19 protein-coding genes are annotated in these 21357 nt (G+C 69.4%); 2 read left to right on the top strand and 17 right to left on the bottom strand.

The window, feature by feature from the left end; genetic code table 11:
* Positions 1–12: 12 nt before the first annotated feature.
* From Voc01_RS45330 to Voc01_RS45410, 17 genes are all read right to left on the bottom strand, one after another.
* A complete protein-coding gene (locus Voc01_RS45330; RefSeq protein WP_203933988.1) occupies positions 13–627 on the bottom strand; it encodes a hypothetical protein in 615 nt (204 codons plus the stop codon).
* Positions 624–989: a hypothetical protein gene (locus Voc01_RS45335; RefSeq protein WP_203933967.1), complete on the bottom strand. Its 366-nt coding sequence runs from the start codon at positions 987–989 to the stop codon at positions 624–626. Before Voc01_RS45335 ends, Voc01_RS45330 begins: the two co-directional genes overlap by 4 nt.
* A 42-nt stretch (positions 990–1031) precedes the next feature.
* On the bottom strand, positions 1032–1475 hold the full coding sequence (locus Voc01_RS45340) for a hypothetical protein (protein WP_203933968.1): 444 nt from the start codon (positions 1473–1475) through the stop codon (positions 1032–1034).
* Positions 1472–1894 (bottom strand): hypothetical protein, encoded by a 423-nt coding sequence (locus tag Voc01_RS45345; protein ID WP_203933969.1) that lies wholly within the window; start codon positions 1892–1894, stop codon positions 1472–1474. The genes Voc01_RS45340 and Voc01_RS45345 overlap by 4 nt, the downstream gene beginning before the upstream one ends.
* A gap of 137 nt (positions 1895–2031) precedes the next feature.
* The gene (locus Voc01_RS45350; RefSeq protein ID WP_203933984.1) at positions 2032–3018 is read right to left on the bottom strand and encodes a DUF932 domain-containing protein; all 987 of its coding nucleotides are present in this window, start codon (positions 3016–3018) and stop codon (positions 2032–2034) included.
* 282 nt (positions 3019–3300) lie between these two features.
* The gene (locus Voc01_RS45355) at positions 3301–3555 is read right to left on the bottom strand and encodes a hypothetical protein (protein WP_203933970.1); all 255 of its coding nucleotides are present in this window, start codon (positions 3553–3555) and stop codon (positions 3301–3303) included.
* A gap of 416 nt (positions 3556–3971) precedes the next feature.
* A complete protein-coding gene (locus Voc01_RS45360) occupies positions 3972–5090 on the bottom strand; it encodes a MarR family transcriptional regulator (RefSeq protein ID WP_203933971.1) in 1119 nt (372 codons plus the stop codon).
* Between the two features lie 346 nt (positions 5091–5436).
* Positions 5437–6492 carry a M23 family metallopeptidase gene (locus tag Voc01_RS45365; RefSeq protein ID WP_203933972.1) on the bottom strand — a complete coding sequence of 352 codons (1056 nt, stop codon included), beginning with the start codon at positions 6490–6492 and terminating at the stop codon, positions 5437–5439.
* Entirely contained in the window at positions 6480–7295 is an 816-nt protein-coding gene (locus Voc01_RS45370; RefSeq protein WP_203933985.1) for a replication-relaxation family protein, read from the bottom strand. Before Voc01_RS45370 ends, Voc01_RS45365 begins: the two co-directional genes overlap by 13 nt.
* Positions 7296–7354: 59 nt before the next feature.
* On the bottom strand, positions 7355–8956 hold the full coding sequence (locus Voc01_RS45375; RefSeq protein ID WP_239160948.1) for a type IV secretory system conjugative DNA transfer family protein: 1602 nt from the start codon (positions 8954–8956) through the stop codon (positions 7355–7357).
* Positions 8953–10263, bottom strand: coding sequence for a hypothetical protein (locus tag Voc01_RS45380; RefSeq protein ID WP_203933974.1), 1311 nt, complete (start codon positions 10261–10263; stop codon positions 8953–8955). The genes Voc01_RS45375 and Voc01_RS45380 overlap by 4 nt, the downstream gene beginning before the upstream one ends.
* A gap of 24 nt (positions 10264–10287) precedes the next feature.
* Positions 10288–12066 carry a VirB4 family type IV secretion system protein gene (locus Voc01_RS45385; RefSeq protein ID WP_203933986.1) on the bottom strand — a complete coding sequence of 593 codons (1779 nt, stop codon included), beginning with the start codon at positions 12064–12066 and terminating at the stop codon, positions 10288–10290.
* Positions 12066–13004, bottom strand: a complete 939-nt coding sequence (locus tag Voc01_RS45390) for a PrgI family protein (RefSeq protein WP_203933975.1) — start codon at positions 13002–13004, stop codon at positions 12066–12068. Before Voc01_RS45390 ends, Voc01_RS45385 begins: the two co-directional genes overlap by 1 nt.
* Positions 13005–13111: 107 nt before the next feature.
* Positions 13112–14569, bottom strand: a complete 1458-nt coding sequence (locus tag Voc01_RS45395) for a conjugal transfer protein TrbL family protein (RefSeq protein ID WP_203933976.1) — start codon at positions 14567–14569, stop codon at positions 13112–13114.
* Positions 14570–14951: 382 nt separating this feature from the next.
* The gene (locus Voc01_RS53740) at positions 14952–15374 is read right to left on the bottom strand and encodes a pilin (RefSeq protein WP_239160949.1); all 423 of its coding nucleotides are present in this window, start codon (positions 15372–15374) and stop codon (positions 14952–14954) included.
* A 293-nt stretch (positions 15375–15667) separates the two neighbouring features.
* Entirely contained in the window at positions 15668–16501 is an 834-nt protein-coding gene (locus Voc01_RS45405) for a hypothetical protein (protein WP_203933977.1), read from the bottom strand.
* Positions 16502–17347: 846 nt separating this feature from the next.
* The gene (locus Voc01_RS45410; protein ID WP_203933978.1) at positions 17348–19708 is read right to left on the bottom strand and encodes an AAA family ATPase; all 2361 of its coding nucleotides are present in this window, start codon (positions 19706–19708) and stop codon (positions 17348–17350) included.
* 928 nt (positions 19709–20636) lie between these two features.
* Here Voc01_RS45410 and Voc01_RS45415 point away from each other — a divergent pair.
* Together Voc01_RS45415 and Voc01_RS45420 are read left to right on the top strand one after the other, a co-directional pair.
* A complete protein-coding gene (locus Voc01_RS45415; protein ID WP_203933979.1) occupies positions 20637–20936 on the top strand; it encodes a hypothetical protein in 300 nt (99 codons plus the stop codon).
* A partial coding sequence (locus Voc01_RS45420; RefSeq protein ID WP_239160950.1) for a TRM11 family SAM-dependent methyltransferase occupies positions 20929–21357 on the top strand: 429 nt, incomplete at its 3' end. The genes Voc01_RS45415 and Voc01_RS45420, both read left to right, overlap by 8 nt.

A 21357-nucleotide genomic window follows, 5' to 3' on the forward strand; every position in this document is an offset into this window, starting at 1 on the left:
GGTCGCTTGTGATCAGGTGCTGTCGGGCGTCGGGTTCCGTTGGCCGGGGTGCTCGTCGGTGATCGCCGTGCGGCCGGGTTGGAGGGTGGCGAACAGTGGGCTGTAGAGGGCGTGGAGGTCGGCTCGGGTGCGGGCGAGGCGGCTGCCGCGCCGGTACTTGGCCGCCATGCGGTCCACTACTCGGCCGATGAGGCCGTAGAGGTTGCGTGCGTCGAGGTAGGCGGCACAGCCGTCGCAGGCGGTCCACCGCTCGCCCCACTGTTGGAGCGGTCCCATCTCGGTGTCGGCGCGCACGGTACGGGCGGCGCGGTGTCGCCGCTGGTAGTCGCCGAAGTCGACGACTTCGGACGTGACGACGCGGATGTCGGTCTCTTGATCGGCGCCGGTGTAGATCCACACCGGATCGGCGGCGGAGCAGAAGTCGCACACCAGCACCACCGTGCCGATCTCGGCGGCCGTTACCGGCTCGGCAGGGTGGCCGGCGGCGCCGCCGCGAAGCTGTTCGGCGTGCAGGTACTCGATGCGTCCCGCGCGTGCTCGGGTGTTCAGCGGGCGCCGGCAGGTGCGGCAGAACATCTGCGGCGGAGCCACGAACTCGTCGGATCCGGAATCGTTGTGCGGGCTCATGTGAGGTCCTCGATGGTGACGGCGGGGGGTCGCGCGTCGAGCGCTCCTTCGGCGCGGCATTCGTGGACGTGGTCGGCGCACAGCAGACGCTCCTCGGTCCACCGGCCGGGTGGGTCGCTGCCCGGCTGTTGCGGGTCGGGGATCTGGCAGGTGCCGTCGCAGCCGCACGAGGTGCCGTTGTGGCGGATGGTCAGCCGCAGCACCGGCACCTTCGCGCAGGGGCCGCCGTCAGACTCGGGCACGAACTCGGCGTTGAAGGTCGGGATGATGATCCGCTCCGTGCACGTGGTGTCCGCTGTGAGATCGGGCCGGGCATGGGTCGGGTCGAGTCCTGACACGGTGAGGCGTTGTGGAGTAGGCATGCTGGACCTCCGACATCGGTTGAGGAGTTGAGCGGCTGGGGGTTACCAGTCGCGGGTGATGCGCCGGATCACGTGGGCGAGGAACGCGTCGCGTTCGTGGCCGAAGGCGAGCTTGCGGGCGATGGCGGCGAGTGGTCCGACGGCGTCGTCGAGTGCCTTGCGGCGGGCATCGCTGCGGTCTCGTGCCTGTGCGGCGAGGCGGGCCGCGGCCGCGACGTCGAGGGCCTCCATCTCGCGGCGCATCTGCTCGTCATCGATGCGTTCGCCGGTGTAGCGCGCCTCGCCGTAGACGGTCACGTTCTTGTCGTCGTCGTCACGGGAGACGGAGATGGTGTACCGGCCACCGATGGTGAGACCCGGCAGCTTCGAGAAGAACCGCTTGGCGCCGCGTGGGTCGTGCCAGGCGAAGAGCCGCTTGCCTTTGTGCTCGCGGCGACCGGCGTACGTCCACACCTCGTCTGCCCGGTCGGCCTCCTCGCCGGTCACGGCTGTGGCTCGGTGTCGGCGCGGCGGTTCATCTCGACGCGGGCGGCGTCCCACTCCATGCCGTAGCGGCCGTTGCTGCCTTCCCACCGGGAGGCGAGTTCATCCCAGAACACGGTGTGCACGTTGTACCGGCCGCCGTCGGAGGTGACCGCGACACCACGAGCAGAGGCGCCGCCGTCGACGTGTCCGTATCGGATGAACGCCACCACCGGACGGGCCGCGACACGGCGTGGCGCAGCCATGTTCAGCCGACGCAGCAGCGCGACGAGCGCATCGATGCTGTGCGGTCCACAGGATCGGGCGACAGCGTGCACTGCGTCACGCAGGGCCTCGTCCGCGCCGAGGGACGTTGCGCCGCCAACGATCGCTGCGAGCGTTTCCGCTCGCGCAGCGCCGTTCGGTGCCTGGTGGAGGTCCACAATTGGCTCCCTTCTCATGTCTCCGGCGGTCACCGGAGACGCAAGGCGGCCCGCACGAAGGGTTGCCAGCCACCTGACGTCTCCGCCGCCGCACCCGGCCGCACCTCCACGGATGCGGCCGGGCATTGCGACCGGGGTCATACGGACAGCAGGTCGAAGGCGCGGGTCTTCAGTTCGGCGACCGGTGCGGACACGGCCCGGTTCGCGCGCAGCGTCGCGTCTTTGGCCGGGGCGTAGTGGTCGAGGTATTCGGTGATGGCCTGGTATCCGGCCCACCGGGTGCCCTTGATCGCGGCCTGGGTGTCGGCGTCGCGGATGAGGTACCGCAGCGTGGAGGCGCGCTTTTTGTGGTTGTTCTTCGTCTGGTCGGTCGCGTTGTCGGCGAGGGGCCACAGGTCGGCGACGACCTTCTCAAACTCGCCCATGGTCAAGGTGGCGTTGAGCATCTTTTCGGCCTCGGTCTGGAAGCCGTCGAGGTAACGCCACATGAGGCCCATCGCCTCGCGGGCCTGCGAGATCTGGGTGCGCACGTTGGAGGTGTGCCGGAAGACGTAGTGGCCTTTGCTGTGCGAGATGGCGGCGCGTTGGGTGTTGGCGCACACGACGCGGATGGGGCTTGCGTCCACGCGCAGGGCGGAGGTGCCGTCGTGGGAGGTGGTCGCGCACAGGTAGAGGTCCATGTTGTCGACTCCGGCGATCTGCATCGCGGTCGGCAGCTTCATGGTGATGAAGACCATGCGGCCGTTGCGCAGGGAGCCGGCCGTTTCGAAGTGGGCGCCGGCTTCGTCGACGAGGCGGTTGAGGACTTCGGCGGCTTCCTCGTTCTGGACGGTGGTGTAGTCGGTGCCGACGATGCCCAGATACTCGGTCTGGCCGGTGAAGATGTTCGTGCGGACGGTCATGCGCCGGTCCGGGGCCTCGATGATGGTGATGCCGTCGGCGGTGGTCTCGACGCCCTGTACGTGGATCTTGCGGACCTTCCAGCCGCCGAGGAACGCCTTGGCCATCACGTCTTCGGCGGTCATGCAGTCGTCGGTGACGGTGCCGAGCCGGTGCCACGCGGAGACGCGGGCGGAGACGAAGGCGGCCTGCCCGTTAGCGGCGATTTCCAGTTCGTGTGCCATGGCGATTTCCCTTTCCCTGGTTGGGTTTGCGGTGTCGTCGGGTGTTGCCGACAGCACTAATGCTGACTACTTCCGGGGGTGTGGTCGAGCCGCGCTCGGCGATGCCTTGAAGGTTTCTGCCGCCAATCTGCGGGCCATCGGACCCGTACGCCCGGTTGTGCCAGCCCGTTTCTGCGGCGACGACGCACCGGCAGTGTCTGGCCGCAGCAGCACAATCGGCGCGACGTGCTGACGGGCGGCGACGTCTGAACGTCGCCGCCCGTCGATCAGTCGGACTGTTCACTACGAGGTCCGCGTGCTGACGCCTTGTCGGCACGTCTCGCAGCGGCAGCCGTACGTGCGGTACGCCGCGACGCTGCCGTGCTCGAACCGGCGAACGAAGTAGTCGGCGCGCCAGTCGGGCAGACACGTGCGGCAGATCGTGTCGAGGTGTTCACACCAGTCCGGGTGCTCGGTGCGGGTGGGCCGGTAGACGCCGATCTGCCGTAGCCGGACGCTGCCCGGTGTCGCGTGTTCCTTCAACAACAGTTGCCGCACGTCCCCCGGAATCGACCGGGTCGGCGAGGTGGCGCACGGCGTCACGACGCCCGTGTGTACCTGCCGCGCCCCGGCCGGGTGCGCGTGAGGGTTGCCCGGTGCACGGGCCGGACAGCGCGCAGGGCAGTCACGGTGCACGGGCGGCGGGCTGGCCGGTACCCGGTGGCCCCGACCACGGGGCACAGCGGTTCACCGTCCCTGTGCGACCACGGCGGCCGTGGCCCGTTAGCCGGTACCCATTGGCGGGGTGGGCATGCGCGGGCCGGTTCATGGCACACCGGGCACACCATCCGCGCGACCACGACACGCCGCCAAGCAACGATCTTCATCGAAGGCTCCTGTCCATACGAAGGGGTGAAGGCGTACATGCGCGATCGGTCCGGCCCGTGCGGGGCCGGACCGATCGCGCGCCGGTGCTATTCGGCGCTGTCGTCGCTGTCGCTGCCCGCGTCGGTGGCGGTGGTACGGGCGGCGGTGTAGGTCATCGGGGCATCGGTGACCAGAACGGCCTCACCGGCGAGGTGCAGCTTGTCCAGGGCGTTGCGGATGGCCCCGCCGGACCGGTTGATCTCCTTCGCGATGGTGGTCGCGGTGAACTCGTGCCCGGGATGCGCGTTCAGGAAGTCCCGCACGATGGTGCGCAACCCGTTCTTGCCGAGGGTGGGCTGGCCGTCGCTGTTCTGCCCCGGCGCCCCACCGGCCCCGCGACGCACGGGCACGCCGTTACGGACGCGGGTGCGGTGACCGCACGTCGGGCACTCAGTCCACGTCGGCACCGCCACGAGGCTGACCGTGGTCAGATCGGCCTCGCCGCGCAGCCACAGTTCCGGCCCAGTTTCGTCGCCCTCGGCGGCCGGCTTACGCACAGCGGCACCGGCGAGCTCCATCGCGGCCAGAACGCGACCCACGATGGCCGCGCGCAGCCCGGACTCGTCGGCAACGTCGGCAGCGCTGACACCGTCGGGGTGGTCACCGAGAACACCCGCAACCATCACGATCTTGAAGTGGTCGGCGGATCCCACGGGTGCGCCCGACACAGGGGCATCGGCCGGGGTCGCCTCGTCCGGCGTGGACCCGTCCGGGGTCGCCTCATCGGGTGCGGTCTCGGCTGACGCGGTCTCGTCGGCAGGCTGGCCGGATGGTTCCGCGTCCGGGGCGGCGGTGATCTCGTCGGGCACCTCGTCGGTGTCGCCGGTGGTCGGGGTGGCGGAGGTCCAGACGTCGGCAACTTTCCGGTTGCCGTCGGGCGGTCCGGGGTTGCGAGTGGCCGAACCGGCGGCCTCCATGGCGGTCAGCGCGTTCTGGACGGTGGACTGCCCGAGGTGCGCCGCTTTCGCCAGTGCGCGGGTGGTGACGCCGTCGGGGTGCTCAGCCAGCACACGGGCGACAGTCTCGGCAGCGGTTTCGTTGGTGGTCGTGTTTTCGGACATGGCGAACTGCCTCCCGTAGGAATGGCGGAAATGCGACCCGGAATACCGCGTATCGCGATTCGTTGATTCCGGTTCGGCGGGCCGCTGTTGCGGCCCCACGTCCATGGACGCTCGGTGCCGATGGGTTTGTCAACATCGACGTCCAAGACTCTTTCCATAGACCCATTCCCACAGTCGACGGATAGCTCGATTGCACATGACAGTGGCGCACATCCGTGTGATGCGGCACCCTGTGATTGCGGTGAACGGCCACAGGGACGGAGCCGCAGGGCCGGGATAGGCGCATGTTCCGGTGGGCCCTGCGACGCCGTATAGGACTCGATTCGCAGCGCCTCGACGGACGTGCTCGATTTCGTCGCATTGTCAACGGCGTCGCACGGTGCTCAATTTCACGGCGCGATTCGGGTGGATCGGATCGATCCGATTACGCGCTATATGAAACGTAGCAACGTCAGATTGATACGCCTCGGTACCGCAGAAATCCGGCCGGTTCAATTGCGTTCGCCTCAGTCGCCGGATAGCCGGAGTGGACCTCAAAGTGAAGGTGTGGGCCGGATGAGTTGCCGGATGAGCCGACGAGGCCGATCGGCTGGCCGGCGGTCACGGTTTGCCCGACGGTCACGGCGGGTTGGCGCACCATGTGGCAGTAACGGGTCACCACGTCACCGGTGGGCTGGCCGGGGTGTCGGATCTGGACGTACCATCCGCACCCGCCGATCTGCGGGTTGCCGTCCACATCGCAGGGCAGGGTGCCGCCGGTCGGCGTGTACGAGCGGCCGGCCACGTTGCACAGCACCGTGACCACGACACCGGCCGAGGCCGCGCGGATCAGGGTGTGGCGGGGTGCGCCGATGTCGATCCCGTCGTGCCCCGGCCGCGACGAGGTGCGGAACCCGGACACGACCGGCCCGGGAACGGGTCGCACCCATCCGGACGCACTGACCGCCACCGGGTCACATCCGGGCAGGGTTCCGCCGGTGTAGGCGGTCACGATGGCCGTAGCCGGTTGCTCGTCGTCGGCGTAGGCGTCCGGGTAGGCGCTGCCCTGGACGGCCTGCGCGGCCTCGGTGAGCGGCAGCGTCTGCCAGTCCGGCACCCGCAGCAAGGCCTCGTAGAACCGGGTCGCGGCGTAGTCCGGGTCGAGGAGTTGCGCGGGGGTGCCCCATCCCTGTGATGGGCGTTGCTGGAACAGTCCGACCGAGTCCCGGTCGCCAGATGAAAGGCTGATCAGACCGGACTCCTGCCGTGCGGTCGCGACCGCGATCACCCATCCCCGCACCGGAACGCGCATCCGCGCACCGACAGCCACGATCGCGGCAGCGTTGCTGGTCTGCTCGGCGGTGAGCCCCGCCGGTGTCGCATTCGGGGCGGTCACGGTCGCGGCGCACAGTCCGCCGGTGCCTGCGGTGCCGCCGAACAGCAGTGACGCGATACCGGCCCCGGCCGCGCCGATGATGACCACGACGGCCAGCACGATGGTCACGGCGAGCGTGATCACTCGTCCCATCGAGTGCCGCCTACCGTGGCCCCGGGAAGGTCGGTCAGCGTGACGCGTCCGGCCCGGCCGGGCACGTGCCACACCGGGCCAGCGGGGCCACCGTGACCGATGGCGTGGTCGGCAGCGCCGGTCGCGACGGTGAGGCCGTCGGGTAGCCCGGTGCGTGCGATCAGCGCGTGCAGGTTGGCCTCGCGGACCGCCGTGGGTAGCCAGAACAGCACCGGGTAGGCGCGGCGGGGGCCGAGGTTGGCGTAGCCGTCCACTTTGGACACTACCCGGTGTAGCGGTTCGGTGCCGAGGTCGACCTCGAGCCAGAACGGCACCCGCTGACCCGCCGCCACCCACACCCCGTGCCCGTCCGGGCGGATGAGACCGCCGCACGCCTCGCGGCAGCGTGCCTCGTTCCACCACCGGGCCAGCCCCACGCCGTCGCGGGTACGCGCGTACGCGGTGAGCGCGACGAAGAACCCATTCACGGCCAACAGGTGACTCAACGTCGGGGATGTCGCGAGCCGCGCGGTTGCGTCGCGGACGGCGAACGGGCGCGGCATCGGCTCACCCCGACTGGCCGCGACGATCGCGGCCCCGAGCGGGCCGACCGTCCAGCGCCAGGATTGTGACCCGGGTCGGTGGTAGTGCCGGAACCGGTCGAGTACGCCTCGGCGGTGCAGGTCGGACAGCCGGTTACGGGCTCGGCCGACGGAGGTGAAGGCGAGGTCGGTGATCTGGCCGGTGGTGAACGTGCGGTGCTGGTCGAGCAGGTCGAGCAGCTGGCGGTCGCGGGGCGTGATGCGGGACAGCTCGTCGGCCACCGCGGTCGCCGTCAGGTGAGCCGTGGGGCCGGCGGCTGTCGTGCTGGGTTTGATGTCTATCAGTCGGTTCCGTTCCACCAGTCCTCCTCCTCAGCGCCGACCTGCGGGAAGGCCGCGCCGGTGGGGGCGTGTTGACCCGGGTGTTCACCGCTCGGCGACCAGATGTGAGAAGCCTCCTGAGGGTTCTCGTGAGATCCCTCGCCCCGTGTGTTCGCAGTCAGGTCGAAGTTGCTCCGCTGACGGCCCGTCGCAGCGTGATCGAGAGCCGGCTCGCCGGCGCCGGACTCGTCCTCGGAGATCGCCGCGGCGTCACCGAGCAGCCGGCGGCGGGCCTTGGTCTCCAGACCCGTGTTTGCCTGGGCTGCCTTCCGGAGTGCGTCGGCGCGGCCGGGAACAGGTCCGGGCGGTGCGAGTGTGTCGGCGGTGACCGGGGCGACGATCCGGCCACCGGCGACGGGCCGCAGCACGACTTCGAACCCGCCGAGGCGGATCAGGTCGCCGTCGTTGAGCCAGGGCCGGACATGATGGGCCTGGTCGACGGCGTCCTTCGGGGCGAGGGCGAAGTAGACCTTGTTACGGGCGTTGGCGTCGATGGCCTCCGCCATGCCGGACGACAGTTGGCCAAGGTACTGGTGGGCGAGGACGAAGCTGGTGTGCAGCCCGCGGGCCTCGGCCAGGGCGTCGTCGATGCCGATGGGCAGGTGCAGGAAGTTGTGGCACTCGTCGAGATAGACGGCACAGTCGAGCCGATCCTTCTCGGGGATGCGGGCGCGGGCGGCGGTGGCCTGCCACAGCCCGGCCAGCAGCAGGGACCCGATCAGGCGGGTGCCGTCCTCACCGATGACGCCCTTTGGCAGGCGGCACAGCAGGACGCCGCCGTCGAGGATGTCGGCGAACCGGAACGTCGTCGCCGGCACGCCGAACAGCGCCGTGGCGAGAGGGTGGGCCAGGACGAGGCGGAGCCGGGACAGCAGCGGTGCGGTGAGGCCGGCCCGGTGGCCGGCCGGCAGCGCGTTGAACCCGTCCCAGAACTCGGCCAAAGTGGTCGCTTCCCATGATCCGAGCCGCTCCGACACCACTGCGACCCTGCGGGTACGCCACTTCTGGTCGGACAGCAGCCGTGGCAGCTGGCCGAGGGTTGAGCCGGGGAGGTGGGCGAGGGTGAGGAGGCCGTGGTAGCAGATGTCGGCGGTGCGGTGGCCCCACCACCGCGCCCACACCTTCGCCATCACCGACGTGGCCGCCGCAGCGACGTCGTGCGGGCGGCCGCCGTGCACCGCTGGGTCGAGTAGGTTCATCGCCGGCGGCGCCGTCGTCTCGTCGGGGTCGACGATGACGAGACGGTCGCCGCACGAGCGCGGAAGCCGGTCGAGGAGGTCGCGGATCAGGTCGCCTTTGGCCGGGTCGAACGCGGCCACCCCGTGGCCGGCGTTGACGTCGTCGAGGATCATCCGCAGTAGCAGCGACGTCTTGCCGGTTCCTGTCGGGCCGCAGACGTGGATGTGGTGCCGGCAGTCCGTCTGGGAGATCCCGACCCGCACCGACCGTCCGGCATTCGCCGTTCCGATCACCTTGCCGCCCGGCCCTGTCCGCAACTGCGGCGGCACGATGTTCAGCCGCGTGGCGTGGCGAGGAGTAGCAGCCGAGGGTTCGGCGGTCACGACGCGGTCCATACCGACGGCGATTCCGCATCGTGAATGTCTGCGTCGCGGGGCTCGGATGCGGTGAAGATGTCGCGGCTGACGGGCAGCCGTCGGGACGCGGCGGCGGGTAGGCCGTAAGCGGCCGGCTCGGCGGGGAGCCCGGTGAGTGCGGCTACTTCGGCGACCGAGGCCAGCGACATCCTCGACGTCGACGCCCATCGGGTGGTGACGGAGGGGCCGGGACGCCGGATTCGGCGGTGCCGCCAGTGCGGCGAGAGGAGGCTGTAGCCGGAGGCGATGTCCTGTGCCGCTGCTCGCGCCGCCTCGATGGTCGGGCCGGCGGCGGTGGCGTGCACGGCGACGAGCAGATGCGGGGCAACGGCGTACTTCGTCCGGGCCTGCCGGGCAAGGTCGGCGTGGTGCGGGTCAGCCGCCCGACCGGACGACGACCTGGAGGTGCCCGGCGTCAGTATGTCCAGGACCGCTGCGGCAGCAGAACGCGCCACAACGGCCGCCACGGCGACTGGACGAGCGCTCCTGCGAGGGCGGAAGGCCCGCTGCGGATTGACGGTGGCCCGGCGCAGCACCGCTACTCGCCGGCCCGGGGCGCGACCCACGATGACCTGCAACAGTCCGCTTCCGGTTCGGCCGGCGGCGGCGAGTCCGTCAAAGACTGCCCTGATGCGGTCCTCCTCCGGCGGTGCGAATTCGCGGCGTCGGGATGCAACCGGCGGGACAGGGTCGTCTACTAGCGGTAGCCAGTCCGGCCGGGACGGTTGCACCCTGACGGCGAACACCGGATCTCTGTTCCAGTCAGTTGGTTCGGTGGTGTGCTCCACGCGTGCGCCGGGCCAGGCGCGGTGCAGAATCCGCGTGACGGCGGTCGGGTTGACGCCAGGCGGGATCCACAGCCCGCATCGCATCCCGGACGCGGTGGCGTGGACCTCCCAGACGAGTCGGTGAGGGCGCAGCGCCCACCGGCGTGGTGCCGGGAGCAGGGTGGCGAGCAGCCGCCACAGGCCAAGGGTCGCGGCCGGGGTCGCGGTGACCGGCGGGACGATCTCCAGCCAGCGCGCCTGGGCCGCGTGTCGGCGCCACACGCGGCGTCGCTGCAGCTCCCAGCCGCCCCGGATCCCGGCAAGGACCACGAGCGTGGCGAGCAGCTGCGGCCAGTGCAGGTGGGCGAACTGCGACAGCGCGGTCGGCGCGTCGGTGAGGTAGTCGCCGCACAGGAGGCGGCCGAGCGGCGAGTCCGGAATGCCGTCACGTCCGGGAACGCACGTGGTCGAGGTCGGCAAGGTACGCAATAGGTGCGGGAGAACCACAGAAAACTCCGAGGAGGTCGGGTGCTACCGGCTGTGGGATGCTGTCGGCCCTGTGACGACCAGGCTGTGCTCGATGTCGGAGGCCAGGGCGCGAAAGGCGCACCGGTTGGGCCCCGACACCAAGAGCGCGTCGCCGCGACCGGAGGATAGAAGGAAGGCGCGTTCGCCGTCGTTGAGCTCGAATGCCTCGGCGACCGTGCCGATGGCTTGCGGTGCCTGCCGCAGCAGGATCTGGGTGGCGGCGTTGGAGATCACGGCGCGGCCGATGTCTGTGCCGAGTACGTCGGCGGCGTCCTGGGTGACCACGGTCAGGCCGGCGCCGTGCTTGCGGGCGGACTTGGCCAGCCGGCGCAGGAACTGCGCCCCGAGGCCACCGGCGAGTAGCAGCCACGCCTCGTCGACCAGCACCAGCCGCCGCACATCCGGCGCCGATCCGGCCGGGCGGGTGGCGATGCGTTTCCAGATGGCGTCGAGGGTGAGCAGCGTCCCAATGGCCCGTAGCTCGTCGGGCAAGTCCTTGATCGCGTACACGACGAGGTGCCCGTCCGAGACCGTGGTGGTCGGCCCGTCAAACATGCCCTTGAAGCTGCCCTGCACGTACGGGCGAAGCCGGGCCGCCAACGCCTTTCCGGCTCCGTTGCCATCGCGTAGCGCCGCAGCCACGTCGGCGAGCAGCGGCGCCGGACGCCGCCACGAACGGGGATCGGTGGTGATGCCCTTGCTGCGGTACGCGGCAAGCACCGCGACATCCAGCGCCGCTGCCTCCTCTGGCGACAGCTGGCCGTGGCTACCAGAGTCGGCGCCGGAGGTCAGGACGGTGATGAAGGTCTGCATGAACTGGGTGCGGGCGTAGAGCGCGTCCTCGCCGTCGGCTGGGTTGAGGTCGAGCGGGTTGACGCGCACACCCGTTGCTCCGGGCCGGATGACGGTCCCGCCGACGGCTGCGGCCAGGGCGAGGTACTCGTCCTCCGGGTCGATGACGAACGCCTCGACCCCGAGGTACAGGTTGCGCAGCAGATCGAGCTTGGCGAGGTAGGACTTGCCGGCCCCGGAGCGGGCGAGGATGACGGCATTGAAGTTGTCCTGTGCCCACCGGTCCCACACCACCACCCCGGCCGAGGCCAGGTTCATCCCGAACAGAACCCCCATGCCCACGTTCCCAGCGGTGAGGGGCAGGTCGGGGCTGGCGAATGGGAAGCTCGCCGCGAGGGCGTCGGTGTCGAACATCCGGCGCATACCGATCGCGTCGAAGCCGAACGGCAAACTCGTGATCCAGCCCTGCAACTGCCGCCACGTCGTCGGGACGGTGTCCAACAGCAGCGACGCTGCCAGCGCCCGCACCTCCGCGACCCGCTCGGTCAGCTCGTCCTCGGTGCAGGCGTGGACCGTCAGGTAAAGGCCGACGCGGAACAGGCGTGCCTCTCCCCGGGCTACCCGGGTGGCGAGTTCGGCGGCGTCGTAGGCGGCGGCGTCGAGGTACGGGTCGTCGAGGCGGCCCCTTGCGGCGTCGGCGCGGCGGGTCGATTCGAGGCGACCGCGTTGCTTCTTCAGCCCTTCCGCCGCTACTGCCGGCGGCACCGGCTCGATGTGCACAGCGACGTCGAGCCGGCCCGGGTAGGACAACAGCGGCTCGAGCCAGCCCGCGCCGACCTCGGCCGGATAGCCGGTCACCGCCAGAGTGGCGCAGCAACCGTCACCGACCTCAACCGACCGCGCGCCGACGCTGACCGCCGAGGGCCGGAACCCGGGCACAGAGCCGGCGGTGTCGTCACGCCGGTCACGCCGACGCCATGTGAACGGCATCATCGGGGCGCAACCTCCGTGCGAAGGTGATGAATGACGGCGCCGGCAGGTGCGAGCCCGGCCGGCGCCGGAGGTGCATCGGGTTCCAGGCAGCTCGCCACAGCGGCCGCAGTCTCGTACGGGTCGAGGACCTGCGCGGTGACCTCGCACGCGGCCAACGCCCGGACCGCCTCGCCGGCACGGTGAACGGCGTGGCCGGGACTGCGCTGGTCGCGGACCGCGATGGTCACCTGCCGGCGCAGCAGCTCGCGTTCAGCGGCCAACCCGTCGAGGAACGCCACGTGGGATACGGCGGCCTCTTCCAGCGCGGGGTGCGGCAGGCCGGGTGCGTGAGCGTGGATGCGGTCGCCGACGGTGGTGAGGTCGACCCGTTCCGCCCGGACCAGGATCTGCACCGGCCCGTCGAGCGAGTTCAGCCACCGGCCGAAACCGGCGACGAGGCCGTTCTGTTCACCGGCGCTGCGCAGCCCGAACGCCACGGTGGACGCAGCGACGAGAGCTGTGCTGCCGTCGGAGCCGAGATCGATCAGCCCGTCCGGGCCGACGCCACGCGAGGGCAGACGCAGCGGCGCCGGTGGTTCCTCGTCGCGGCCGCTGTCGGCCCACACCGGCGGCGGAGCGATGGGCTCACCGGCGGGGACGAGGCGTCGCGGTGACCGGCGATGCCGGATCGCGGCGAGGAGCCACGCGTCCAGGCTCACGCCGTCGCGACGGCCGACCGCGACCACAAACGACGCCGCAGCGACCGGCATCGTCGCCGCGAGGAGCACCAGCGGCGATACCGTCGGGGCGAGCGCCGACCAGACGGCGTAGAGGACCAGACCGGTCACGGACAGAATGACCAACTGCCGCGCCGTGAAGCTCCACAGAAGTTGATCTTTGCGTTCGACGTCGCCGGGCACCTTCGCCCGCAGCGGTCGATCGTCTCGACGAGACATCACAGAAACCTTCCGATCAAGCGTGCTGTGCCCTGTCCGCGGACAGTGACGGCAGTCCTGGACGATCCGCGGACGGGACCGGCGGACGGCCGGTCGAGTCGGACGGCTCACCGTCCCGACCGCGGACGGGACGACGAATCGGGTGGAGTGCGTGTGGTCCGTCCCGGGCTGCGTGGCGGTGTCCGTCCGTCCGCGGCCGGCCCGTTCGCGGTCCGGGACGGGGACGAGAAGACCGGCGTGACAGGGGCCGGCGGCCGGCGCGGCGCGGTCTGCGAACGCGGCGGGGACGAGAACGTCGCGGCCGGCGCGGGCCTGGTCGGTGCTGGCGGGGACGGGCTGGTCGGCGGGTGGCTGAACACGACCGGCTCCGGACGAGCCCCGGTCGACCGGGGCGAGGTGACCGGCGCGGACCGGTCCGAGAACACTGCCGGCGGCACTCGGGCCGACGACGGCGGTCTCGGCACTGCCGGGGTCGGCGGGTCACTGAAGACCGGTCCGGCGGTCGAACCGGCCGGTTCCGGCAGCGGGGTGTGGACGGCCGGTGCATGGCTGAACGGGACCGGTCCCGGTCGACCGGTCGGGCCGGTCCGGGGACGGGATGGGGTACGGGTCGACGGTGTGCGGGTCGGGGACGGACGGGGATCGGTCCGGCCCGGGGACGGACCGGTCGGACGGCCGACCGCACCGGCGGCCCGTCCGGCGGTCGCGCCGCCTTTGATGAGTCCGGCCGCCGTCCCCATCGTCTTGATCATGAGGATGGTGTGGACGAGTTGGCTCAGCAGTCCTTTGCCGCCGCCGGGGCCGAGGACGAACTGCCGCATCCAGCCGGGCAGTTTGATCAGCAGGTAGAGCATGGCGTAGCAGACGAGGACCTGGATGTAGCCTTCGCCGCTCGCGACGAAGCCCAGCACCGTCGGCCCGGCCGGGGTCAGGAACAGCCGGATCGCGGCGAGCAGGATGACCGCCTGGCCGATCTGGATGCCGAAACACGCGACCACGGCGCGGCCCCAGGTGCGGGCGATTGGTTCCGTTTGTGGCAGGCCGAGGCACAGCAATGCGGGCGGTGCCAGCCCGATGAGCACACCGAGCACAGCGATGCGGAGAAGGAACGTGATGGTCACGACGATCGCCATCACCACTGCACCCAGCACGAGCAGCGTGACCAGGAAGTTGCTGCCCTCCCGTGCCGCGCCCAACGCGCCGACCAGCGCCTGGGCGGCGGTGTCCGGGTTCACTCCCTCACCGGCAATGGCTCGGGTCAGGGCGTTGACCAGCTCGATGACCTTGTCGAACAGCAGCAGGCTCGTGTTGGCCAGGACCATCGCCAGGACCAGCCGTGGTGCGAGTTCCTTAACGCCGTGCCGGGTTTGCAGCGTCTGCCGCACCGAGACGATGAACGCTGCGGCGGTCACGAACAGGACGAAGAACGAGTTGGCCAGCACCAGGTTGGTCGTCCACATCGACCGGATCGCCTCGTGACCGGTCAGATCGGGTGTGGCGAGCAGGGTGTGGCCGAGCCAGTCGAGCACCGGGTTCAGCGCCTGTTCGACCATCCACGCGAACAAGCTGGTGATGGCCTTGCGGATCTGGCCCGGGATGTCGAACAGTCCCGGATCATCCGACGGCGGACCCGGTGCCGGCGCCAGGCTCGGAGCATCCGACGGCGGCTGAGACGGCGCCCCGGACGGCGATCCGGATGGCGATCCGGATGGAGTGGCCGGCGAACTGGCGCCCGGTGGACGCACGCCCGGATCAGGCACACCCGGCCCCGACGGCGACGGTGTCGGACTGGACCCTGGTGGAGTCGGCGCCGGTCCCGGGCTGGGTGCGGGCGTGGGGTCGGCGAACGCGGGCGCGGTGACCACGACGAGGCCGAGCAACGCCGCTGCGACGAGCCACCGCCAGCGCCTGCGGCACCGGGCGAGTGGGCGGGTGAGTAGGCGCATGTCAGCTCACCCAGCCGGCGACGATGGTGACCAGCAGCGGGGCGAGGAGGGCACCGGCGTAGCCGATCGCGGCCGACCGCAGCGCGGTCTTGCCTTTCTCCGCCTCGCCTGGGTCGCCGTTGGCCCACATCAGCCGCATGAACCCGACCGTCAGGAACAGCGTCGCGCCGGTGGCGAGGATGGCCACGAGCCAGATCCGGATGTTGTTGATGACCGCGGTCAGCGACTCCGGGCCGCCGCCCGGCGGTACGCCGGGTGACGGGTCCGGCGCGGGCTCGGCGACCGCCGGGTCCACAAGAATCACGGCGAGCAGGACCACGACGATGGCCAGAACTGCGGCCCCACTTCGAAAGGTGGGAGCGGCTGCGCCGCGCCGGACGGTGTACCGCCACGGCCAGCAGCCACGGAAAGGCTTGTCGTTCATGAGATCGGAGGCACCTCCGTAAGCGGACCGTGTGGCCCCGCCCAGCCCGCAGGGGGCAGGGCGGAGACATACGGCGCTGGTGAGCGAGATGCGGGATATGCGAGTCCGATGGCGTCCGACCGGCGCGGCCGTCCTCCTTCGCGAGAGAGGGCTCAGAGCCGGACGTTCGGGGGTGTCAGCGCCCGTCGCGCGGGGCCGGTCGGCGCCAGAGGATCGCGAGTGTTCCCGCGTAGAGGAAAGACAAGATCACGACCAGAATTGGTGATCTCTCCTGATCGATCGGCGTCGCCGAGTCAGTGCGTCGGCGCGTTGCCGTCGAACACAGTCGTGAGCGTGGCTTCGGTGATGACCTCGGCGTCGGGGTCGGACAGTCGGCCCTCGCGGATCGCTGTGGCCAGCCGAGTCTTGGCGAGGTCGCGCCGGCGGTAGGCGGCCCACCGGGAGATGCCGATCCGGTCGGCGTACTCGGCGAGCGGAACGTTCTCCAGGTAGGTGGCGCCGATGAGTTCGGCGTCGGCGGCGGTGATCACCCCGGCCGCGACCGCGCGGGCGAGGACGAAGTCCGGGTGCCCGTACATCCGAGGTGGCAGCCGCGATCCGGGGGCATCGGCGGCTTCACCGCTCGCGGCAGCTTCCTCGGCCGCGGCCCGGCGGCGGGCGGTCACGTAGGCGGCGTTGCACAGTCGGGCGCAGATCCGCGGCTGCTCCAGGTCCACGGTGGACAGGGCCTGGGTGAAGCCTTCGAGCAGGTCGAGTTGGACATCGGTGCTCGACGTGGACCGGGACAGCCGTCCGGCTGCGCGCCGCAGCCCCGGCAACGCGACCCCGACTGCGCCGACCGTCCACCGGCCGCCGTCATCGCGGGCACGGCGCACGAGCAGCCGCCACGCGGCGTCGCGGGCCTGAAAGCTCGTGGCCGGGTGCATCAGCTGCGCGGCCAGCTCATGCAACGGAATCATGCGACGCGGCAGTCCGTGGCCGAGAGTGCGGCCGTCCACGGCCAGCGGCTGCGGCCCGGTGCACAACAGGTGCAGCGTCACATCGAGGCTGTCCAACGGAGTCGCGCCCCGGACCAGGGCCGGAACCGCGGCATCTCCGGCCGGACGCGAACGCGGGCGGTGTGACATGAGAACTCCCGTGACAAGTGGAGGTCGACACCGCCGACCCCCGCGTGCTGCGGAGGGTCGGCGGCTCGGGCACCGCACACGTCACCAGGCAGGTTGCACACATCTGGCACAGCAAAGATCAAGAACTGAGTGGAACACCGCGTAGCTGCCAGCCACGGTCGGGCACCGTCGCGGGCAGCTGTCCACTCACGTGAAGGGCGCATGTTCCACCCGCCGCCAGCGTGTTCAATAGGCGCGATCGAAGGTCGGAACCGAGGTGGGCCACCGCCAGCTGGGCCAGGCCAAAAGATCTTGCGATGAGCGGACTACGAGGCATTGGCGGCTGCGCTGTGCCAGCGGCTCTGGCGTGTGCCACACCGGTCGCAGCGATGCCCAGCCGGTGTTGTCGGTGCCAAACGTGTAGCGCGCGGGGCGCTGGCACTCGGCCGTCTCAGAGCCGTCACTCCGCCGTCTGCCATTACGGCGTGCTTGAGATGTGCCAGCCCGTGAGCTGCGTGTTCTTCTCGACATTCAGTCTGTGCCATCGAGGAAGCCGGCGTGGCACCAGCGTTGGCACAGCATCGACAGGTGTCCCGTATCAATGGAGTTGGCCAAGTGGTGCCGGTGAGCTGTGACAGTGCAGATTGATTGAGACGAACCCGACGGGTTCGTCTCAATCAATCTGTTCTGACGTGTGCGCTCACTCCGAGCCGTCTCACCCAACCCGTGCCGAACCACCGGCCCCGCCGTGGGCGAAGATCCGTGAAGTCGGTCGCAGGTAACCGGGATCGCAGTTCGCTGACTGCTTCTCAACCAGGGTCGGGCAGCCGACGGCCGCGCACGGTTGGGCGACCGCCTCTCGTATGGTCACGAGGCGGTCGCGCCCTCCTGCTGGTCGTGAAGGCGCTGCTGGTAGAGGAGCGACTTCACGCCGTCAGTGAACTTGTCGAAGTCAGGCACCTGTTCCATTGGATCGGAGTCGAGCTTGTGGTTGCGACGTAGCTGGGTGACCACAAGGCGGGGCTGGTCGCTGGCGCCGGAGTCGTCGAGGGCAAAGGTGATGTCATCGAGGAGTTGCTGCGCCTGTTCGCGGCGAAGGCCGTTGGGGTGGTCCTGAACGAATCCGTTGACGAGCCGGCGGAGCCTGTTGTCGCGTCGGGAGGCCGCCTCCTGCTCAGCGGCGGCACGCAACTTGAGCGCTATATGTGCGATGAGGCCAGCGAAGTTCGTCCGGAGGTACTCAAGGGCGGGTGGCTGTGGTGTGGCAGTTCGGGCGTTGTGTGCCCAGGTGATGACCTCTTTGGCGAAACCGACCTTGTCGATGTGACCGTCGAAACAGGCGGCGAATGTTGCGGCGAGGGCATTCCACACTGATCCATGGGCATCGAGGGCCGTGATCAGGTCAGCTTCCTGCAGCTTGGCGGCATCGTTGGTGGACAGGCCCAGGAACCGGCGGGCGTAGGCGCGGGCAGCCTCGACCGCAACGGCCGGTGGTACAAGATCCTCGACCTCCTCGACGGTGACGTTCGCGGGAGTGGTCAAGGCCGCATCTGTAGCCCAGGTGTCGATACGGACGACGAGCTTCTCGTCGATGACCGGCTTGTGCCGGGCACCGCCCCGGCGGAGAGCCTTTTCGGCGTCCTTGCCGGCGGGGTCGCCATCGAGGAGTACGACGCACGGTGGGCGGACCTGATCACGGCCGCGAGCGAGATAGACCAGGTACGGGATGCTGCTGGCGGATCCGCCCGGCACAATGGTCACCTCGTTGAGGTCGAGCGTCCGCAGAAAGGACCCGCCATCACCGCGCAGCAACGAGGACATTCCAGCCAAGAGCACCTGGTCGGCCAGGCCCTCGACGAACAGGTTGGAGCCGCCGATGAACGCGGTCTCGGCTACGAAGCTGCCCAGCGACGTGCGTAGGGGTTCGTAGTGGTTCTTGGTGGCGTCGCGCACTACCCTGGTTCCTTCGTCTTCCCGGCCCTTCTCGATGACCCGGATGCGATGGGCGGCATTGCGGTTGATCAGGAATGGTGAGTGGGTGACGTAGACGACCTGGTCCCGGCGCGAACCATCGTCGGGCTGGGCGTACTGCTCCAGGATGCGCAGCAGGTCCTGCTGCCCGCTGCTGGACAGGTAGGCGTCGGGTTCATCCATGAGCAGGATCTCGTGCCGGTCTGTCGGGCGTTGATGAGCCAGAAGTTGCACGTAGTAGCTCAGAAAGAACTGGAGACCGCGGCTGCGTTCCTGAAACGAGTAGTCGGTATTGGTGCGGTCACGGATCGTAAAGCAAAGTTCGTGCTCGCGAGGTGACAACATTAGCTTGAACTCGCGATCCTGCGTCCACCAGCGGGGCAAGTTCAGGTTTCGGGCGATCTCGTTGTTCATCCGCTGGATCAGACCATTGACCTGCCCTTCGTAGCCCTTCTTCATCGCCTCAGCGAGGTCGTCGAATGCCCGCCGGTCGATGCCACACACGTCGATGAGGAGTTTGCGGCCGAGTTCACGCTGCTTACCGATCGCGCTATCGGCGTCGGCGGCCCCGCCTTTGATGATCGACAGGATTTCCGAGGCGTGTTGGGCGACCTGTTCGGTCGTGGTGATTCCCCCGCTGAATATCAAGTCGAAGAAGCTCGCGCGCTGTTCCCGTTGCTGCGACCAGGTCGGTGTACGGCCGGCGAGAAAGCTGATCGGGATGCTGTCAGGGAGGGCGACTCCGGTGTCGAGCCGGTACACCCGCGGGAGTGCCTCGCAGATTGCCCCGAGGGTCGCTGGCGTAACCGGGGTCGGCGTGTCAGCGTCGCTGTACAGGACGAACGGCTGACCCGATCCCGGCCGGAACAGTCGGAATCGGTCACCGATGCGAACGGCCCGATCGAGCGCATCGGTGAGCGCGGTGCTGGCCGTTTCGGAGATGATCTCGAACTCGGCGCCGAACTCGGGCGAGTGCATCTGGTCCCTGGCGACGGAGTAGAACTCGGAGTAGCGGCAGAAGGCCCCTCGCTCGATACCGTCACCGCTGGCGAGGATTTCGATTGCGTCCAGCAGGTGGCTCTTGCCGGACTCGTTGGCGCCCACGATCGCGGTGATCGACGGATCGATGTCGACTGTGATGTGCGGAAACCACCGCTCCTCGAAGTCTTCCCACGTCCGGCGCATGGCGTTGGGGGCGGCTTTACGTTCGTAGTTGTAGTTGAACGACTTGTAGAAGCGGACGTACAGCCTCGTCATACGCATAGATGTCTTGGTCCCCCAACGATGCGCCAGATGTAGCCGACCTGAAGTCGACCCCCATGGGCGGTGGTCTCCGTCCGCCGACCTTGATTATGCCCGCGCCGGCGGAAGCGGGGGCCGACACGCGGCCGGTTGGGTTTGGCAAGTTGATCCGAAGCGGCGGCGGCCGAACTGGTGACCAGTTCCAGTCCTCCGGGTGGGTCCAGGCTGGACTGGTTGTCGAAGCCACATCCAACGAACCCGACGGGTCGCAGTTGCTCTGGGCTGTCTCGTCCGAGCTCCCCAAAGCCGATCTTCTCGCGGGAAATGTCCTTGACGTCGCAGATGAACGGGCCACCTCAGGCCTCGGCAGCCCAACGGCCATCCGGTCCAGATCAGTTGCCATGAACAGCCGTGCGGGTCGGCCAACCTCCGCTGCGACCAGGGCAACTTTACTGCGACGGGACGACAGGCACGCATGATCACCAATTTCATCCGGTCGGCTGTCTTTACTTGATGTCAGCGCTCGTCTGCGGGCACGGCCACACCGCCTATGCCTCAGCACCCTCTCTCAGATGCCACCGGTGCTCCGTCGCCGGTGCCGATCAGCATCTTCCTCCATCGACCGCAGCCGTCCGATCCGCGCGGGAGCGGGCCGGTCGATTGGTGCGGAGTCCAGCCACCCGACGTCGCACACCTGATCCGCCGCCTCACCGACCGCGGCGACCTCATCGTCGACCTCGACCAGCATCCCCTCGTCATCCGAGCGGCGCGGCATCTCAGCCGTCAACCCGCACGCCTGCACACCGACAGCAGCCGGACCTGTCTACGGCCCGCACCGCCGACACGACGGTTCACCGGCCGCAACCGTCGAGTCGGTTTGGTCACGGTCCGGCTGCCCCGGTCAGACGCGCACAGCGCGGACCTGCATGGCACGACCCAGGCCATGCACACCTGGAGGGCGTTACTGCGCCCCGGCGGGTTCCTCCTCGCCGCCATCACCGACGTCAGCCCGGTCGGCGGCACGGTCAGCCACCGCACGACCGTCATCACCGCCGCTCGCGCCGCCGGACTCTACTTCCGGCAAGAGTTCCTCGTCCTACGCACACCGCTCCCGGAACACGAGCCACGAGCCATGCCCAACCCGACCGGCAGCCTAGGTCCGGCCCTCGTCGACGGGCGCCATGAGGTCATCCACCTACGCCTGGCGGCGTTCAGCACGGCTCCCGGAGGAACGCATGTCTGAACCCGACCCGTCCGTGCCGTCTCGATCAGCCACAACCGACCGGCCGACCCAGGGCTCGGTCATTATCAGCGGCCAGGTCGGCTCACGGGACCAGCGATGCGGCCGCTACACCTACGAATCGAACGAGCACCCAGGAAAGATGCTGCCGTCCATCGCCCGCTACCTGATCAACACCTACACCGTGCCGGGCGAGCCAGTGCTCGACCCGATGGCTGGCATCGGCACCGTCATCGTAGAAGCCATGCACCTGGGCCGACACGGTATCGGCGTCGAGTACGAACCCCGCTGGACGGCCTTGGCCGCCGACAACATCCGCCTCGCCACCACCCATGGCGCAACCGGAACCGGCGAGGTCTACCAGGGCGACTCCACCCAGCTGCCCGCGCTGCTGCCCGCGTCGCTGCGGGGCAGTGTCGCGCTG

It is taken from the genome of Virgisporangium ochraceum (genome assembly GCF_016863655.1).
In the GTDB taxonomy this organism is placed as follows: domain Bacteria; phylum Actinomycetota; class Actinomycetes; order Mycobacteriales; family Micromonosporaceae; genus Virgisporangium; species Virgisporangium ochraceum.

Bases quoted from the DNA above. Each gene is read 5' to 3' on its own strand.
- Voc01_RS45330 (WP_203933988.1), bottom strand. From the start codon at position 627: ATGAGCCCGCACAACGATTCCGGATCCGACGAGTTCGTGGCTCCGCCG.
- Voc01_RS45335 (WP_203933967.1), bottom strand. From the start codon at position 989: ATGCCTACTCCACAACGCCTCACCGTGTCAGGACTCGACCCGACCCAT.
- Voc01_RS45350 (WP_203933984.1), bottom strand. From the start codon at position 3,018: ATGGCACACGAACTGGAAATCGCCGCTAACGGGCAGGCCGCCTTCGTC.
- Voc01_RS45360 (WP_203933971.1), bottom strand. From the start codon at position 5,090: ATGGACGTGGGGCCGCAACAGCGGCCCGCCGAACCGGAATCAACGAAT.
- Voc01_RS45365 (WP_203933972.1), bottom strand. From the start codon at position 6,492: ATGGGACGAGTGATCACGCTCGCCGTGACCATCGTGCTGGCCGTCGTG.
- Voc01_RS45385 (WP_203933986.1), bottom strand. From the start codon at position 12,066: ATGCCGTTCACATGGCGTCGGCGTGACCGGCGTGACGACACCGCCGGC.
- Voc01_RS45390 (WP_203933975.1), bottom strand. From the start codon at position 13,004: ATGTCTCGTCGAGACGATCGACCGCTGCGGGCGAAGGTGCCCGGCGAC.
- Voc01_RS53740 (WP_239160949.1), bottom strand. From the start codon at position 15,374: ATGAACGACAAGCCTTTCCGTGGCTGCTGGCCGTGGCGGTACACCGTC.
- Voc01_RS45405 (WP_203933977.1), bottom strand. From the start codon at position 16,501: ATGTCACACCGCCCGCGTTCGCGTCCGGCCGGAGATGCCGCGGTTCCG.
- Voc01_RS45410 (WP_203933978.1), bottom strand. From the start codon at position 19,708: ATGACGAGGCTGTACGTCCGCTTCTACAAGTCGTTCAACTACAACTAC.
- Voc01_RS45415 (WP_203933979.1), top strand. From the start codon at position 20,637: ATGCACACCTGGAGGGCGTTACTGCGCCCCGGCGGGTTCCTCCTCGCC.